Raw genomic sequence first — 16,236 nt, forward strand, 5'->3', positions numbered from 1 at the left:
ATCAGAACAGGAAATAACGCTGGGCCATAGGAAGAATCTCCGCTGGTTCGCAGGTCAGAAGCACGCCATCGGCGCGGACTTCATAGGTTTCAGGATCAACCTCGATCACCGGGGTCGCATCGTTGTGGATCATGCTCCGCTTGCCGATGCCGCCACGGGTGTTCGACACAGCCGACAGATGACGTCTGAGGCCGAGTTTATGGCCGATATCGTCTTCCAGCGCAGCCTGAGACACAAAGGTCACACAGGTCGCGGCAAGAGAACCGCCGAGCCCACCGAACATCATCCTTCCATGTACTGGCTGCGGGGTGGGAATGGAGGCGTTCGGATCACCCATCATCGCGTAGACGATAGCGCCACCCTTGACGACAAGATCAGGCTTCACGCCAAAGAAAGCCGGGTCCCACAGGACGAGATCAGCAAGTTTTCCGACTTCGACCGAACCGACCTCATGCGCCAGACCATGCGAGATGGCCGGGTTGATCGTATATTTCGCGATATAGCGTTTGGCGCGGTTGTTGTCCGCATCGCCGTCTCCCAGCAATGCGCCGCGTTGGAGCTTCATCTTGTGAGCCGTCTGCCATGTGCGGATGGAGACTTCACCGACACGACCCATCGCCTGACTGTCCGAAGACATCATCGACAGCACGCCCATGTCGTGAAAGATGTCTTCGGCAGCAATGGTTTCCCGACGGATGCGGCTTTCCGCGAAGGCGATGTCTTCCGGCAGACTGGGGTTCAGATGATGGCACACCATGAGCATATCGAGATGCTCGTCCAGCGTGTTGATGGTGTAGGGCCGCGTGGGATTGGTGGAGGAGGGGAGGACGTTCGGCAGCCCCGCCACGCGGATGATATCCGGTGCGTGACCGCCGCCCGCGCCCTCTGTGTGGAACGCATGGATCGTGCGGTCCTTGAAGGCGGCGATGGTGTCTTCGACAAAACCGCTTTCGTTGAGCGTGTCGGTGTGAATCATCACCTGCACATCCATGCGGTCGGCGACCGACAGGCAGCAGTCGATCGCGGCGGGCGTGGAGCCCCAGTCCTCGTGCAGCTTCAGACAGCTTGCCCCGGCGCGCACCATCTCTTCCAGCGCTTCGGGACGGGAGGCATTACCCTTGCCAGCGAAAGCCAGATTGACTGGAAGCCCTTCCGCCGCCTGCAACATCCGCGCCATATGCCACGGACCGGGCGTGCAGGTGGTCGCCGCCGTGCCGGTGGCGGGGCCGGTGCCGCCGCCGAGCATGGTGGTGATGCCGGATGACAGCGCCTCTTCGATCTGCTGTGGGCAGATGTAATGAATATGGCTGTCGATACCGCCTGCCGTCAGGATTTTGCCTTCACCGGCAATGACTTCCGTGCCGGGACCGACGATGATGTTCACACCGGGCTGCACGTCCGGATTGCCCGCCTTGCCGATGGCACGGATACGTCCGCCGACAAGCCCGACATCAGCCTTCACGATGCCCCAGTGATCGAGGATCACCGCGTTGGTGATGACGGTATCCACAGCGCCTTCAGCGTTGGTGCGCTGGGACTGGCCCATGCCGTCACGGATGGTCTTGCCACCACCGAATTTTACTTCCTCACCATAGATGGTGAAGTCTTTTTCAATCTCGACCAGGATCGCGGTATCGGCCAGTCGCAGACGGTCGCCCGTCGTCGGCCCATAGGTCATGGCGTAGTCAAAACGGCTCAGTCTTGCCATCAGTCAATCTCCCCCATGACGTCACCCCGAAAGCCGATGGCGCGTCGTGCGCCCCGGAACGGCACGAGCGTGACTTCGCGCTCCTGTCCCGGCTCGAAACGCAGCGCGCCGCCGGACGGCACATCCAGACGCCAGCCGCGGGCTTTATCGCGGTCGAACTTCAGCGCCGGATTGGTTTCGGCAAAATGATAGTGGCTGCCGACCTGAATCGGGCGGTCACCCGTGTTCGTGACCAGAAGTGTCAGGCGTTCTGCGCCTGCGTTCAGTTCGATATCGCCCGTTTTGGGGAAGATCTCGCCGGGAACCGCGCCGGGGGGGAGGGGATCAGCGTATCGGGTCATGAACCGTCACCAGTTTTGTGCCATCGGGGAAGGTCGCTTCGACCTGAACATCGTGGATCATCTCGGCGACGCCCTGCATCACCTGATCGCGGGTGATGACATGAGCGCCGCGTTCCATCAGATCGGCCACGCTCGCGCCATCGCGTGCACCCTCGACCACGAAATCCGTAATCAGCGCGATCGCTTCCGGGTAATTCAGCCTGACCCCGCGTTTCAGCCGCTTTCGGGCGACGATGGCCGCCATGGCCACCAGCAGCTTGTCTTTTTCCCGAGGCGTCAATTTCATGACCCGAGTGCTCCCTTGTCCAGCCTACGGCGCACGCGCCACCGTTCTTTCATGTGATCCTGCCCCATCATGCGCGCCACGTCACCGGATCACCTCGTCCTTCCCGCAGAATGGACAGCAGACGCCGGGAAAGCCGTGAGATGGCGAGATTGCTGACCCCAAGCGCTCGGACCACCAGCATCCCGTTCCACGCCGATGCGGCGGCTTCCACACCATTCTCCTGCGTGCCGAGAGCTTCCCTCACGAGGGCGAGCCATGCCTCCGCGTCCGGCGCGACCAGCCACAGTGTCAGCATCACCGTCCGTCCGGCGGCGATGGCCTTCTGCTCCAGAAGTCTGGCGAGCGGTCCTTCCGCGATCAGCGATTCTACCCAGAGCAGTTCATCATCCCTTTTGATCCGCAGGCGGTCCCGCAGGCGGATATGCTCGACCGTCTCGTCTGAGCCGGAGCGTCCGAAAACCCGTGTCTCACAGCCGAGGACTATCGCGTCTCCGGCCATGTCGATTTCCAGAAGCCGGGATGTCGCGCTCCGGTCGAAAAAGATCGTCTCCAGAGGAAGCCAGTCCAGCCGCGCACCTGATTCGACCGTGCAGCGGGCTTCAATACGGGCTGGCGCATCCTGCTCGCGCGCCTTGTAAATCCGTTCCGCTGCCTGTGTCGTCACGGTCAGGCAGCTTCCTGTCCGGCAGACAATGTCACCGCTGATCCGGTCGCCTGCCGCAATGCCACCGGAGACATTGACCAGTACGGCTTCCGGTGTGCCCTGTGGACGACGCGGCATCAGGATGCGGCAACAGCCCTGCTGCCGCAGTCCGGAAATCCGTGTGGCATTTTCGGACAGGCGGACCTCCAGACCGTAAGCACCGACGGCGCGCTGAAGCAGCGCCGGATCGGTCGCTTCTGACTGATCAGCCATACGGATCAAAGACATCTGGTCACGCGGCAACGGGATGGTCCATCACTTCCATGCAGCACATAAAGCGGGTTCTTTCCAGTTCCGCAATGGAAGAAAATACGTAGTGAATGAAGCAAGGTCTCTGAAATCTGCATGGCTCTTCAATGAATGTGTGGATTGAGAGTGTTTGCTTCATCGTTGATCAAACTGAACTTCGTTTCGATCCAATGGTTTTCCGGTCGCGGATGTGTTCCAAGCTGAAGCAGGCTTATGATGCAGGGAGAGAAGAGACCGATGGACATTGCAAAACTGGACGCCCTGCGCCGGAAATACGGTTCCGCATCGGGCGGCGACATGTTCGATCCGGAGTTCAAGGCTGTTGCCGCGACGCAGTTTTCCGGTGGTGACCGACGCAGCAAGTCCTATTCCGGTGTGCAGACCTTCCTGTCCCTGCCATATTGTCCTGATGCCGCCTCATCCGATGACTTTGGCGGTCTCGATGTAGCCGTTGTCGGCGTGCCGATGGACCTTGGTGTCACCAACCGGTCCGGCTCCCGCTTTGGGCCGCGCGCCGTGCGTGACATCGAGCGGATCGGTCCCTACGAGCATGTCCTGAAGCGTGTGCCGTCCAGCATGTGCAAAGCGGCGGATATCGGCGATGTCGGGTTTCGCAGCCGCTTCAGCCTCGAAAAGTCGCATGAGGATATTCAGGAATTCTATGGCCGTCTGGTAAACGCCGGCGTCATTCCCCTGTCTGTCGGCGGAGATCATTCCATCAGCTATTCGATCCTCAAGGCGGTCGGAGCGAAGCAGCCTGTCGGTATGGTGCATTTCGACGCGCATTGCGACACCAGCGGCGAATATGAGGGCGCAAAGTTCCATCACGGCGGTCCGTTCCGTCTCGCGGTTCTGGACGGTGTTCTGGACCCTGAGCGCTGCGTGCAGATCGGCATTCGCGGCTCTTCCGAATATCTCTGGGAGTTCTCGAAGGACTCCGGCATGACCGTCATTCATGGCGAGGACGTACCGAAACTCGGGACCGAGGCCATTCTGAAAACAGTCCGTGACGTTATCGGCGCCGGTCCTGTCTATGTCAGCTTTGATGTGGACTGCCTTGATCCGGCTTTTGCACCCGGCACCGGCACGCCGGAGGTGGGAGGGCTGACAACCCGGGAAGCGCTGGAACTGCTGCGTGGACTTGATGGTCTCGATATCGTGGGTGGTGATGTTGTCGAGGTCGCGCCGCAATATGACGCGACCACCAATACGGCGCAGGCGGGCGCCCAGATACTCTTTGAGATTTTCAGCCTGATCGCAGGGAAAATCGCCGCTCGATAACCGGAAACTGTGTTTTGTATCTCATTTGAAAATATCCCCCTTTGTTTTTCATGAAGACAAAGGGGCGTCCCGGCTCCGCCACATCAGGCAGGCGCGATCGGGAGAATGAGGTCAGATGCAATGAGCGTTTCTGTCGCTCAGGGTTCGGAAGGCGCTTCCGCATCCGCTGTCTGGGCTTGCCTGGAAAAATCAAGCGAAGCTTTTTTGAAAATCCGGGAGTGTCGTCTTTTCGGCAAAAAAGCCTGAATCGAAAAAAATATCCATTTTTGTCAGTATGTTAATTTCCTGAAAAGCCTCAAAGTTTCAGGTGGAAGAGGTTCCCTGTTGGGTTTCACGGCGTTCATCGGTTATAGGGCGTTGGGTATCTTTTGACAGACACTGCGGGATGCGGTGCGTCCCGGGGAGTGTCGTGAAAATGATCCGTTTGCCGCTTCAGGGGAGAACCATGCATGCAGGCTGACATTCCGGCGCGTTCCGCTGTTGTCGACCTTGGCTCCAACTCTGTCCGCATGGTCGTCTTCGATGGGGTTTCACGGAATCCGGTCTCCATCTTCAATGAAAAGGCCGTTCTTCGTCTTGGTCGGGGGCTGACCCATACGGGACGGCTGAATGAAGAGGGCGTCGCGCTGGCCGTCGATGTACTGCGCCGTTTTCATGCCATTGCCCGCGGCATGAATGCCGATCCGTTCGAGATTCTGGCTACTGCCGCCGTGCGCGATGCCGAAAATGGTCCTGAGTTCGTCGCTTCTCTCCGGAAAATCATGCCGGATGTGCCGATCCGCATTCTGTCCGGGATCGAGGAGGCGGACCATGCGGCGCTTGGTGTGCTGTGCGGCATTCCGGAGGCGGACGGTCTTGTGGCGGATATCGGCGGAGGATCGCTTGAACTGATCCGCATTGATTCTGAAGGACGGCATGACGCCAACACGCTTCCGCTGGGCGTGATCCGTCTGGGTGACCGGGCCAATGGCGACCTTATGGCCGCCAAAGCCATAGCTGATGACGAGCTTGCCGGAGTCGAGTGGCTGGAGACGATGAAAGGCCAGACGCTCTATCTTGTCGGTGGCGCTTTTCGCGCCCTTGCGCGTCTGCAGATCGCCCGTACCAGCTATCCGTTGAATATCCTGCATTATTATACCCTGACTCCGCAGATGGCGCGGGAGATGACGGGCTGGCTCATCCAGAGCAACCGGCGCGTCCTGGAACGCCTGCCCGGCGTGCCGAGGAAACGGCTGGATGACGTTCCATTCGCCGCGACGGTTCTGCGCCGTCTGCTCAAGCGGGTTTCACCGGATCGCGTCGTGTTCTGCGTCGATGGCCTGCGGGAAGGCTGGTATGCGCTGAACGTTGCGCCGGACCTCCAGCAGGAAGACCCGCTGGAATCCATGGCCCGGCAGATGTGTGAGCGCCTTGGTCGCAGCACGACGCTGCCTGAGGCGCTGTTCGACTGGATTTCCGTGATCTTCCCCGAAGAGACCGAGCATCAGAAGCGGCTGAGAAAAGTGGCGTGCTGGCTGTCTGACGTAGGCAGCCACGATCATCCGGAATATCGGGCTGAACAAACGTTCCTGCGTATCCTGTGGATGCAGAGTGGAGGGATTGATCACGAGGCCCGCGCTGCCCTCGCTCTCGCTCTGGCCATCCGGTATGAAGGAGAGGTCGATGCGGTGTGGCTGGCTCCGGCGCGGGCCCTGCTGGATGCGGAGACCTTCACCTGGGGGCTCACTCTCGGTTTTTCGCTCAGGCTGGCCTATTCCCTGTGCGGCGGAACGGAAACGCTGCTCAACGGCACAAGACTGGAGCGGGAAGAAGGCGGTCTCTGCCTGTATCTCACTTCGGCGCGTGTAGCCGTGCGGGGAGACTCCGTACGTCGGCGTCTGACCCGGCTGGCGCAGATCATGGGGCTCGAATCCCGTGTTGATGAAGTGCCGTCAGTCTGAAAAAATCCCTGTCAGGGGCTGACAGCCTGCATGAATGACCCTGTTCCGCGTATTGCGGGATCATGGCCGGGGCAGGGTGTCGCCCGGAAAAAGCCAGAGAGTACACGCACTTGCGATCAGTCAGGTGTGATAAATAGCGATATGCTCCAGATTCCGTTTATATCGCCTGTAGGTGCGGCGCGGTCTCGACCCGGAAGAAACTGTTTCAGGACCCGTTTTTCCGTGGTGCGGTGAGGTGGGGCGCAGGTGTGAAGCAGAGCGTGCCTTAACGGGAGTCGAATGGTGACGACAGCAGAGCAGGTCTTTTCGCAGCCGACAGCCGTGGTCCGTCAGGCTGTGCCCGAAGGGCCGCCTGTCCGCGTGCTGGTAGCTGACGATGATCCCGCAATCCGCTCGCTTGTTCGTGGCGTCTTCACCGTCAGCCCGTGCTGCTCCGGCTGCGTGGAGGCGGAAGACGCCGAGGATGTTTTCGCAGCGCTGGAGGCTTCTCCTCCGGATGTCATCCTTCTCAGATCAGCACTTGCCGGGATGAACGGGTTGCAGGTCACGCGATCCATCATGGTCCGGCATCCGGTTCCGGTCGTCATCATGGCTGACCAGGCGGAAGAGGACATGGACCGGGCGTTTGAATGTCTCCGGTCGGGTGCACTGGATATTGTCACACGGACAGAGGCCGGGCTTTCCTTGCCGGAAACCGTTACCCGTGTCGTCAGCCTTGCACGTCAGGTCAGGGCGCTACAGAAGCGTCAGGATGTGCCGGAAGCGCGACCGGATGTGTCCGCCCTTCCGGTTCAGGCTCTTTTCCTGCTGGCGGGGACGGGGGCTCTTGGAGCGGCCCTACGTGTCTGGCAGGGTTGTGCCCCTTCTTTTTCTGTGCCGGTTGTTCTGGTGACAGCGCTTGCGCCTTCCCTGCTGCCCGGGTTCGTCCGCTGGCTCGATGACACGCTTGAAGAGGGCGCGCTACTGGCGGATTTGAACACTGGGCAGCCTCTTAAGGTCGGGCCGCTGAATGTTGTGGCGGCCTCTGCCCTGCCGCGGGTGGTGGCTTCCGGCGACAGGGGGCTCATCCTCGCCGGACTGCCAGAAGGGCCGTGGTCCGCTTCCCACGTCTCATCGGGAGAAAACGGCTTTGACGTGCTGCTCGCCTCGCTTGCCGAGGTGGCGCCAGAAGAGACTGTAAAAGAGACTGCGGCGGTTTTGCTGGGGGGGCTCCATTCTTCGGGGGCGGCCGGTCTTTCCCTTCTGAAACGTGCTAGGGGGCGTACTTTTGTGGAGTTACCGGCGCTGTGCCCTTTCGCTCAAAGCTCCTTTACCGCCGTCCGGATCGGGGCTGCGGATGTGTACGCAAATGTCAGCAGTCTCGTGGCGTTGCTCGACGGCCTCGGCGCGTCACAGGCAGAGTCCGGTGCGTAGGCATGAGCAATCGCAAGCCCCTCGTTCTTCTGGTTGGACAGTCTGAGACAACGGATCGGTTCTCGGCAGGACTGACCGGACATGGCTATGAGGTCAATGTTGTCGCAGACGCGGAAGCGGCGCTTGATAGTCTCGATCAGTGGCCCCCCGCCATTCTTGTTACGGAATTTTCCTTGCCCGGTATGACGGGATGCAAGATGGCGCGCCATCTCCGTCTCAACAGGCTGACACGCTCCCTGCCCATCATCATGCTGACCGATGACGAAGCCATGATGGGCGAGGCTTTCAGAGCGGGGATTGATGTCTGTGTCTCCCGCGCCGCGACACCGGCCTTTCTTGCCTTGCGTATCGAAACACTGTTGCGTGGCCTGAAAATTACCGCGCAGGCCATGATGCAGGAGCGGTTCAGACGTCCTACCGTGGCAATCGCCATGATGAGCGATGGCTGCCTGCGACACTGGCCAGCACACGCTGTTCAGGAAGAGACCTCGCCACCTGTGGTGGACCTGCTGAAAGGAGAAGGCGTGGACACGGTCCTGCTTGATCCTTCCGCCCTTTCCGGAGCGCCGGATTTCTGGCTGCCCGCCGTTGACTGCGTGGTGGTGGACCTGTCCTCTCGCACATTCGATGGGCTGGCTTTCTGCCGTCTGCTCGACAGGCAGCGTCATGCCTCGTTCGCCACCACGCTCACGCCACCGCGTCTGCTTGGCTTTGGAGGCGATGGGGAAACCGGCGCAGTCGCGGCCTACGAAGCCGGTGTTGATGATTGTGTCGGATCGTCAGTCAGTCCTGAGATTCTACTTCTTCATGTTCGCAGCCTGCTGTATCGCAAGGCCATTCTCGATGAGAGTCTGCGCAGCGAGGCTGAGCGCGCCGCACGCGATGCCGCCATGGAGGGCGCACGGGCCAAGACGGTTCTGGCGGATGCGCTGGAACAGGCCAATGACGAACTCGGCGCAGCCAACCGCAAGCTCATCGAGGCGCAGACCCGCCTTGTGCAGTCAGCGAAGATGGCGTCTCTCGGCGAACTGGTTGCCGGTATAGCCCATGAATTCAATAACCCCCTCGCTTTTGTCATCGCGCATGAGGCCACGGTTTCCCGGACGCTGGAAGGCGCATTGTCGGCGCTGGAAAAGGGAGATGTCGAAAACGTCAGGATGCTTCTTGAAAAAGGGCAGGACCGTCTTGGGGCCACTTCAATCGGTCTTGGACGCATGCGGGATCTGGTCTCCAGCCTGAGGCGTTTTTCCAGACTGGATCAGGGAGCATTTGAAGATGTCAATCTCCCCGATGCGATCAACACTGTCCTTGCGCTGCTGTCTCCGAAACTCTCTGAAAATATCAAGGTCGATCTTTCATTCAATGCGCCGCCCGTTCTCCGGTGTCAGGTGGCGCTCGTGCATCAGGTTGTCATGAACATCATCAGCAATGCAGCCGATGCCCTGCTTTCCCTGCCGGAAGGCGACCAGAGGATTCCCCTGATCAATATCAGCACCGACCTGAGCGATGCGGAGGAGGGAGCGGCGACCCACTACGTCATTTCCATCTGCGATAACGGGCCGGGTATTTCGCCTTTCATGCGCGAGCGGGTGTTCGAGCCCTTCTTCACCACAAAGCCCGTTGGTGAAGGCACCGGCCTTGGCCTTGCTACTGCATACGGCATCGTGCAGGCTCATGGTGGGACGATCGAGGTCTCCAAATCCTCCATGGGTGGGGCCTGTTTCACGGTGGCGATCCCCTGTCTGCACCCGGATACAGCGGAAGGAACGGCTTTTCTTGTGGGAGAGTTGCCATGAGCACGATACCCGGCGGCATTCATCAGGACAGGATTCTGATCGTTGATGACGAACCGGAAATCCTGATTGCTCTCACCGATCTGCTTGATGACGAATTTGTGACCGTTCAGGCTTCCTCCGCGCAGGAAGCCCTGACGGTTCTCCGGAATCACCCCGATATTTCGGTGATCATTTCTGACCAGCGCATGCGCGACATGACGGGTGACATGTTCCTCACCGAAGCCCGCAAAAGCTCGGATGCAGGAACAATTCTCCTGACCGGCTATGCCGATCTGGATACCGTGGTATCGGCGCTCAATCGCGGAGCAATCTCTTTTTACGCCGCAAAACCGTGGGAGGCAGGCAGCCTGCTGGCCATGGTGCGGGAAGCTGCTGCCGGTTGCCGGACGCGTCGTGAACTGACGACGGAACGGGCCCTGCTGAGGAGTCTTTTCGATAATCTTCCATTAGGACTTGCGATTACCGATACGGAAGGGCGTATCACGCGGCTGAACGCGCTGGCGGCGGAAGCGTTCGGGCGACCATTGAAGGAGTGCATCGGACAGGCGGAAACGGCCCTGCTTGGCGATGTGCCTGTAGAGACAAGAAACGTTGGCGACCTGCGGACGACTGATGAGTTCCCGGGCGTAAGGCGGACTGGTCCCGATGGCCGGGAAAGCTGGCACAGGATTTCCAGGGTTGAACTCGCGCCCCCATCGGATTCATCGCCTGTCCATCCGGTTTCGGTTCTGATCGACCAGAATGTCACCGACCTGATTGAAATGGAAAAACGGGCGCGTCAGGCTGACAAGATGCAGGCCATCGGCACACTGGCTGGCGGCATCGCGCATGATTTCAACAATCTTCTGACGGCTATTCTGGGCTCCCTTGAGCTTGTTCAGGATATGCAGCCGCCGACCGACCCCAATATCAGCCGTCTCTTCACCAACGCGATGGATGCAGCCCGTCGAGGGGCTGTGCTGACACAGAAACTGCTCGATTTCAGTCGCCCGCGTGATCTCGCCCGTCGGCCGGTGGATGTGCCGAAACTGCTGGGGCAGATGCAGGGTCTTCTGGCGCAGAGTGTTGGTGGTGGTGGCGCGCGTGCTGTTCCGGTCCGGCTCAGACTTCCCGATGAGGAACTGCCGCAGGCCTCCACCGATCCATCGTTGCTGGAAGTCGCTCTGGTCAATCTGTGCCTCAACGCCCGTGATGCCCAGCCGAAAGGCGGCGAAATCATCATTTCCGCTGAAGCCGTGACGCTGAGTGCGGAAGATCAACGGAAAAACACGGTGGTCGGGCGATCTGGTCGTCCCCTTCTCCCGGGCCATTATGTTGTCGTTTCCGTGGCCGATCGTGGGGTTGGCATGACGCCGGAAACACAGGCCCGTATTTTTGAGCCGTTCTTCACGACAAAATCAGTCGGTTCCGGCATCGGACTCGGACTGCCGATGGTGTACGGTTTCGTCCAGCGCAATGGCGGCGATGTCAGGGTTTCCAGCAATCCCGGCGTCGGCACCTCGATCGAGCTCTGGCTTCCCGCCATCAGCAGGGACGGAAACCCGGGAGCCATACAGCCGGCACCAACGGAAACGCATCACAGCCACGGCAATCAGCGCAGTATCCTTGTTGTGGATGATGATCCTGCCGTGGCCGCCGTGACTGTGGGCTTTCTTGCCAAGGCGGGGTTCAGGGTTCTGGAATGCCACAGTGGAATGAAGGCCCTCGATCTGGTTCGCTCCCGCCCGGACATTGGCCTCGTGGTCATGGATTTGCTGATGCCGGAGATGAATGGGGACGAATGCGCCCGTCGGATCGCGGTTCTGCGACCCGATCTGGCCGTGATTTTCGTGACGGGATTTGCTGACCGCGCCATCCTGCCTCCGGATGCACGTGTGCTGGCCAAACCCTTCACGCGGGAGGCGCTGCTGTCTGGTGTGGAGGATCTTATTCCGGTAAAGTAGGAGGCTGCTTTGGGGGGCAACGGAATGTCTGGTTTCGGTTAGAAAGTCTTATAAAGCGGGCGTCTCCGCCAATCTCGATGCAGCTCACCGGGTCGAAACGAAAATGCCCTGCATCGACTACTCAGGCAACGTCTGAAGGTACGGGACTTCGAGCGTTAGACTACAGAAATTGACGTCCGTGTCGCCATATTTACTTGCTTCACGGCGCTGGTAAGTCCAATCACATGTCCTGTCCTAAAAACCTCAAAAAGCAGAGCACGTCCATCTACCATTTGTGCAATAGACTTCTAAAGTAAGCATGAATGACCACCAACCGAAGGATAAGGAAAGAGCGAATGGTCATATTGAACATTGAACCGATTATTACGAAATCTTCGGGTGGATGGCCTGTAAAAATTACAGGAATCGCTCCGTGCGAGTCTGATTTCATCATAGGCATTATTGACACACCGGCCATGGGTTCCATCAACGGGAGATGGAATGATGTTGGACTGCGCTCGGGTGGAAACATGCCAGATGATAGTCTCGATATTACAGACCCGGAAATAATGAATCTTATCCACATAGCCTCAAAATTGAAGTGACGGATAGGATAGAGAATATGATTGTTGACAACAAAATGACACTTTCTGAATTTCAAGTGCGCGCACTATTATCGTCTGGGCAAGGGCCGAAGCACTTCAAAAGGACTCGAGTATTTAGGCCGAAAACAGTCGTTTACTTCGACCAAAATGTATTTTCTGATTTAAATGATGATGAGATCGCCTTTTGTAAAAAAAATCGTAAGACCAAATTTGCTTATAGTCCCGCCCATGCGGAAGAAATGTTCAGAATGCAACAAAGCGACAAAAAAGATCGAATTATAAGCATAATATCTCATCTTACAAATGGATTATCTATACAACCGAAAAGCGGACAGGAGCCAATGAGATTTTTCAAAGAAGAACTGGGCTGCGTTATTGATAGGTGCAAATCCGATAGAGATGCTACCGGCGTCGTCGAACAAATTAAAATAGCAAACATAGATTCAAATAAGAATCCAGATTCAGAGGAGATAAAGGAGGTAAATAATAGACTTTCTAATGTATTAATGGATTTAACTGATGAAGAATTTTCTAAGCTTATTCAGGAAAGCAAGAGTCACTCTCCATCACCGCACAAAGAAGATTTTTCTAAATTCAGAGATTTTGAGAGCATAAATCATTGTTTCTATACTCTTCACAACATACTAGACGTAATGAATTTCAAAGTTGATAGGGGCGAGCGCGCAAAGAGAAGTGCCTTGTATGATATAGAACACACAAAATACGCATCAGCATGCGATATATTTGTTACAGAAGACAAGCGGCTTCTTTCACGGGCAAAAATTATTTTCGAGTTCATGGGAATAAAAACGCTGGTCGGAACAAAAGAGCAATTTTTTTCCGGAGCAATGTAGCGGCGAGAGAACCGCGCAGATTTTTATTTTGGGGTTTATGTCTGCTTTACGAAAAGCCGAATACTTACTTAAGCGTCCAGAATGAGGGCGTAAGCAGTCACGCACTCCAATAAATCAAGCCTACAAAACACCCCCCTCTGCCTGAACACCAACAACATTCAGGCAGAGGAAGCAAGACAGCCTCAATCCCGCTCGTCCGCGTAAGGGTTTTTCGTGCCTCGTAGTTGCAGCCGGATGGGCACGCCGGTCAGACCGAAGGTCTCACGCAGGCCATTTACCAGATAGCGCTTGTAATCATCCGGCAGTTGCTCGGCACGGGTGCCGAATACCAGAAAGGTCGGGGGGCGGCTTTTGACCTGCGTGATGTAGCGCAGCTTCAGGCGTCTGCCCTGAACCAGCGGTGGCGCATGACGCTCCAGCATCATGTCGAACCAGCGGTTCAGTTCGCCGGTCGGAACGCGACTGTTCCAGATTTCGGCGGTATGGCGGACTGCGGGGAGCAGTTTCTGCACACCCGCACCGGTCTTGCCGGAGAAGGAAACGACTTCGATTCCCTTCATCTGGGCCAGAGAGGTCTGGATACGGTCGTAAATCGCCTGACGCGTGGCAGTGCGATCTTCCACCGCGTCCCATTTGTTCAGCGCCACAACACAGGCCCGGCCTTCACGCTCGATCAGACGGGCAATCTGGAGATCCTGCTCGTGCAGTCCAAGCGTGGCGTCGATGACCAGAACGACGACCTCGGCGCGTTTGAGCGCCTCGATCGTTGCGGAGGTGGACATCTTCTCCAGATGTTCTTCAACGCGTGCCTTTTTCCGCAGGCCCGCCGTATCGACAATCTGCACTTCGCCATGGTCATCACGCAGCAGGACGGCAATCGAGTCACGGGTCAGACCGGGTTCAGGCCCGGTGATCATGCGTTCCTCGCCGAGAAGGCGGTTCATCAGCGTCGATTTGCCGGCGTTCGGACGCCCGACAAAGGCGATTTTCAGAATGCCCGGCTCTTCGGTCTCGTCCTCGATGAAAACGGCTTCTTCGCCGAGTTCTTCAGGCACTTCGTCAATTTCGCCGGTCAGCGCGGCAAAGCTGACCGTCTCTTCGACCGGTGCCTTGGGTTTGGGTTTCTTTTTGACAGGCTTTTCTTCAGCGATAGGCGGCAGGATGCTCTGCGGCAGGGCGTCAACGATCTCACTCATCAGATCGGAAATACCCTCGCCATGCTCGGCGGAAATGCCGATTGGCGTACCCAGCCCCAGAGAAAAAGCTTCCATCGCGGAAGCCGCGCCTGCGCGCCCTTCGGCCTTGTTGGCGACCAGCAGGACCTTGCGGTTCTGACGGCGCAGCCATGTGGCGAAATGCTGGTCGGCAGGGGTAATTCCGGCACGGGCGTCAATGCAGAACAGGATAAGGTCGGCCTGCTGCACGGCCAGCGCTGAGGAGTTCTGCATCCGTCCGAACAGTGAGTCCGGAGCCGCTGCTTCCAGTCCCGCCGTGTCGATCAGACGGATCGTGCGACCGCGCATCAGCGCCTCGCCTTCCTTGCGGTCACGTGTGACGCCGGGGAAGTCCGCGACCAGCGCGTTCCGTCGTCCGGTCAGGCGGTTATACAGGGTGGATTTGCCGACATTCGGACGTCCGGCGATCACCACTGTCGGCAGGCCGGAAGCGGGCAGGGGAGCTTCCGGTCTCAGAAGCTGCTTCTGTCCGCGCTTTCCGGACTTTGTGCGTGGACGATCAGCCATAGGAGTTGAGGTCGCCTCGGTTATCGATGATCAGCATGTGTCCGTCGGAGAAGATGGGCTCGACCGAGGTCGGCGCGGGGAGAGGGTCGATGGACAGGATTTTTCCTGTCACAGGGTCGAGAGAAACGATGCCGTTTTCGGGGAGCGTGCTGACGCAGAGCAGCTTGCCGTCCGCCAGAACAGGCCCGGTCCAGGCGACGCCGTCCTTTTGGGCGTCAACGCGGCTGTACTGGCGCAACTGGGTGATCCAGCGCACCTGACCGGTAATGCGGTCAAGACAGGCAACCTGTCCATCCAGAGTGATGAGATACAGCCAGTCCTGCACCACGAGAAGAGGGCAGGCGCCGGCGACCGCCCGTTCCCACAGACGCCGACCCGATCTCATGTCAAAGGCGACGAGAGAAGCGGATACACTCATGGCATAGGCCGTGCCGTTCTGGATGACGGGCAGGCTGCGGATGCAGGAAAAGTCGCCCGCGGCCGACATGCCGGTGGCTGCGCCCAGCGTGTCACTCCAGACGACTTCGCCGCTTTCCTCACGCAGGGCGACAATATCGCCGGACCCGAAACCGGCCAGCACGATCCCGTCCACGACAGCGGGAGCCGGGGCCCCGAACATGACGGTCGGCGCCATGCTGGCGGCATATGTCCAGAGCTGATGTCCGGATGTGGCGTCGAGGGCGAAGAGGCGGGCGTCGATCGTGCTGAAAAACACACGGTTTTTTGCGATGGTTGGGGCCGAGCGACCGGGTGTGCCGACGTTTGCACGCCATTTCACCTTGCCGGTTTCGACTTCGACCGCGACGGTCTCCGCGATGCCGTCGACAATATAGAGCGTATCGCCGTTTACACCCAGTCCGCCGCCCAGATTGCTGGACTTCATCCGGTGCGGCTTTGGATTGAATGTCCAGAGATGGTTCATGCCCGGCCATGTGAAGGCTCTGACGTCACCCGCCGCATCAAGCGTGAAGATACGTCCGCCCTGAATGACCGGACTGGCCTGCAGGACGCTCTGACCGTTGGAGCCGAGGGCTGCGAAAGCCAGGAAATCCGGCGCGGATGTCCCCTGACCGATGGAGCGGGTCCAGCGACGTTTCAGGCCGCCCCACGCATAGTTTGTCCCTACGTGACTGGGTGTCCGTCCGCTCATCGGCCATTCGGTCATGGCGACGGGAGACGGAAGGGTGATCGGCGTGAGGGCTTCCTTGCTTCTGGTCACGGTCAGTCCGCCGTGGGCGGGGAGCACCGGCACGCGATGTCCGACGACAAGCGGCTTCTTGTCGTCTTCAAAGAGATGGCAGCCTCCGAGCGGCACAAGGGCGGCCCCGGTCAGCAATTTGCGGAGAAAACTGCGGCGGCTGTCAGAAGGGGGCAGGTGCATGAAAGGCTCTCGGCA

Annotated in this window: 13 protein-coding genes; 7 read left to right on the forward strand and 6 right to left on the reverse strand. The window is 58.6% G+C overall.

What is annotated here, in order from left to right; translation table 11 throughout:
• Position 1: 1 nt before the first annotated feature.
• From ureC to LKE90_RS02365, 4 genes are all read right to left on the reverse strand, one after another.
• Complete coding sequence (gene ureC / locus LKE90_RS02350; RefSeq protein ID WP_291491230.1) at positions 2–1,708, reverse strand: urease subunit alpha; 1,707 nt, start codon at positions 1,706–1,708, stop codon at positions 2–4.
• The gene (locus LKE90_RS02355; RefSeq protein WP_291491231.1) at positions 1,708–2,049 is read right to left on the reverse strand and encodes an urease subunit beta; all 342 of its coding nucleotides are present in this window, start codon (positions 2,047–2,049) and stop codon (positions 1,708–1,710) included. Before LKE90_RS02355 ends, ureC begins: the two co-directional genes overlap by 1 nt.
• Positions 2,033–2,335, reverse strand: a complete 303-nt coding sequence (locus LKE90_RS02360; protein WP_077812317.1) for an urease subunit gamma — start codon at positions 2,333–2,335, stop codon at positions 2,033–2,035. Before LKE90_RS02360 ends, LKE90_RS02355 begins: the two co-directional genes overlap by 17 nt.
• Positions 2,336–2,402: 67 nt before the next feature.
• Positions 2,403–3,251 (reverse strand): urease accessory protein UreD, encoded by an 849-nt coding sequence (locus LKE90_RS02365; RefSeq protein WP_291491232.1) that lies wholly within the window; start codon positions 3,249–3,251, stop codon positions 2,403–2,405.
• A 273-nt stretch (positions 3,252–3,524) separates the two neighbouring features.
• On the opposite strand from LKE90_RS02365, the gene speB reads away from it, so the two are divergent.
• From speB to LKE90_RS02400, 7 genes are all read left to right on the forward strand, one after another.
• Positions 3,525–4,568 (forward strand): agmatinase, encoded by a 1,044-nt coding sequence (gene speB / locus LKE90_RS02370; RefSeq protein ID WP_291491233.1) that lies wholly within the window; start codon positions 3,525–3,527, stop codon positions 4,566–4,568.
• 449 nt (positions 4,569–5,017) lie between these two features.
• Positions 5,018–6,508: a Ppx/GppA family phosphatase gene (locus tag LKE90_RS02375; RefSeq protein ID WP_291491234.1), complete on the forward strand. Its 1,491-nt coding sequence runs from the start codon at positions 5,018–5,020 to the stop codon at positions 6,506–6,508.
• A 279-nt stretch (positions 6,509–6,787) separates the two neighbouring features.
• Positions 6,788–7,921 carry a response regulator gene (locus LKE90_RS02380; RefSeq protein ID WP_291491235.1) on the forward strand — a complete coding sequence of 378 codons (1,134 nt, stop codon included), beginning with the start codon at positions 6,788–6,790 and terminating at the stop codon, positions 7,919–7,921.
• A 2-nt stretch (positions 7,922–7,923) separates the two neighbouring features.
• Positions 7,924–9,717, forward strand: coding sequence for an ATP-binding protein (locus tag LKE90_RS02385; RefSeq protein WP_291491236.1), 1,794 nt, complete (start codon positions 7,924–7,926; stop codon positions 9,715–9,717).
• The gene (locus tag LKE90_RS02390; protein WP_291491237.1) at positions 9,714–11,660 is read left to right on the forward strand and encodes a response regulator; all 1,947 of its coding nucleotides are present in this window, start codon (positions 9,714–9,716) and stop codon (positions 11,658–11,660) included. Before LKE90_RS02385 ends, LKE90_RS02390 begins: the two co-directional genes overlap by 4 nt.
• A 335-nt stretch (positions 11,661–11,995) precedes the next feature.
• Positions 11,996–12,244 carry a hypothetical protein gene (locus LKE90_RS02395; protein ID WP_291491238.1) on the forward strand — a complete coding sequence of 83 codons (249 nt, stop codon included), beginning with the start codon at positions 11,996–11,998 and terminating at the stop codon, positions 12,242–12,244.
• 17 nt (positions 12,245–12,261) lie between these two features.
• Entirely contained in the window at positions 12,262–13,098 is an 837-nt protein-coding gene (locus LKE90_RS02400) for a hypothetical protein (RefSeq protein ID WP_291491239.1), read from the forward strand.
• Between the two features lie 182 nt (positions 13,099–13,280).
• Here LKE90_RS02400 and der read toward each other — a convergent pair whose 3' ends face one another.
• Both der and LKE90_RS02410 read right to left on the reverse strand, forming a co-directional pair.
• Positions 13,281–14,840 carry a ribosome biogenesis GTPase Der gene (der, locus tag LKE90_RS02405; RefSeq protein ID WP_291491240.1) on the reverse strand — a complete coding sequence of 520 codons (1,560 nt, stop codon included), beginning with the start codon at positions 14,838–14,840 and terminating at the stop codon, positions 13,281–13,283.
• Positions 14,833–16,221 (reverse strand): PQQ-binding-like beta-propeller repeat protein, encoded by a 1,389-nt coding sequence (locus LKE90_RS02410; protein ID WP_291491241.1) that lies wholly within the window; start codon positions 16,219–16,221, stop codon positions 14,833–14,835. The genes der and LKE90_RS02410 overlap by 8 nt, the downstream gene beginning before the upstream one ends.
• Positions 16,222–16,236 lie beyond the last annotated feature (15 nt).

This window comes from Acetobacter sp., from assembly GCF_022483985.1.
Lineage (GTDB): Bacteria > Pseudomonadota > Alphaproteobacteria > Acetobacterales > Acetobacteraceae > Acetobacter.

Excerpts from the sequence above, each read along its gene's own strand:
- ureC (WP_291491230.1), bottom strand. The coding sequence starts at position 1,708 with ATGGCAAGACTGAGCCGTTTTGACTACGCCATGACCTATGGGCCGACG.
- LKE90_RS02355 (WP_291491231.1), bottom strand. The coding sequence starts at position 2,049 with ATGACCCGATACGCTGATCCCCTCCCCCCCGGCGCGGTTCCCGGCGAG.
- LKE90_RS02360 (WP_077812317.1), bottom strand. The coding sequence starts at position 2,335 with ATGAAATTGACGCCTCGGGAAAAAGACAAGCTGCTGGTGGCCATGGCG.
- LKE90_RS02365 (WP_291491232.1), bottom strand. The coding sequence starts at position 3,251 with ATGGCTGATCAGTCAGAAGCGACCGATCCGGCGCTGCTTCAGCGCGCC.
- speB (WP_291491233.1), top strand. The coding sequence starts at position 3,525 with ATGGACATTGCAAAACTGGACGCCCTGCGCCGGAAATACGGTTCCGCA.
- LKE90_RS02375 (WP_291491234.1), top strand. The coding sequence starts at position 5,018 with ATGCAGGCTGACATTCCGGCGCGTTCCGCTGTTGTCGACCTTGGCTCC.
- LKE90_RS02380 (WP_291491235.1), top strand. The coding sequence starts at position 6,788 with ATGGTGACGACAGCAGAGCAGGTCTTTTCGCAGCCGACAGCCGTGGTC.
- LKE90_RS02385 (WP_291491236.1), top strand. The coding sequence starts at position 7,924 with ATGAGCAATCGCAAGCCCCTCGTTCTTCTGGTTGGACAGTCTGAGACA.
- LKE90_RS02390 (WP_291491237.1), top strand. The coding sequence starts at position 9,714 with ATGAGCACGATACCCGGCGGCATTCATCAGGACAGGATTCTGATCGTT.
- LKE90_RS02395 (WP_291491238.1), top strand. The coding sequence starts at position 11,996 with ATGGTCATATTGAACATTGAACCGATTATTACGAAATCTTCGGGTGGA.
- LKE90_RS02400 (WP_291491239.1), top strand. The coding sequence starts at position 12,262 with ATGATTGTTGACAACAAAATGACACTTTCTGAATTTCAAGTGCGCGCA.
- der (WP_291491240.1), bottom strand. The coding sequence starts at position 14,840 with ATGGCTGATCGTCCACGCACAAAGTCCGGAAAGCGCGGACAGAAGCAG.
- LKE90_RS02410 (WP_291491241.1), bottom strand. The coding sequence starts at position 16,221 with ATGCACCTGCCCCCTTCTGACAGCCGCCGCAGTTTTCTCCGCAAATTG.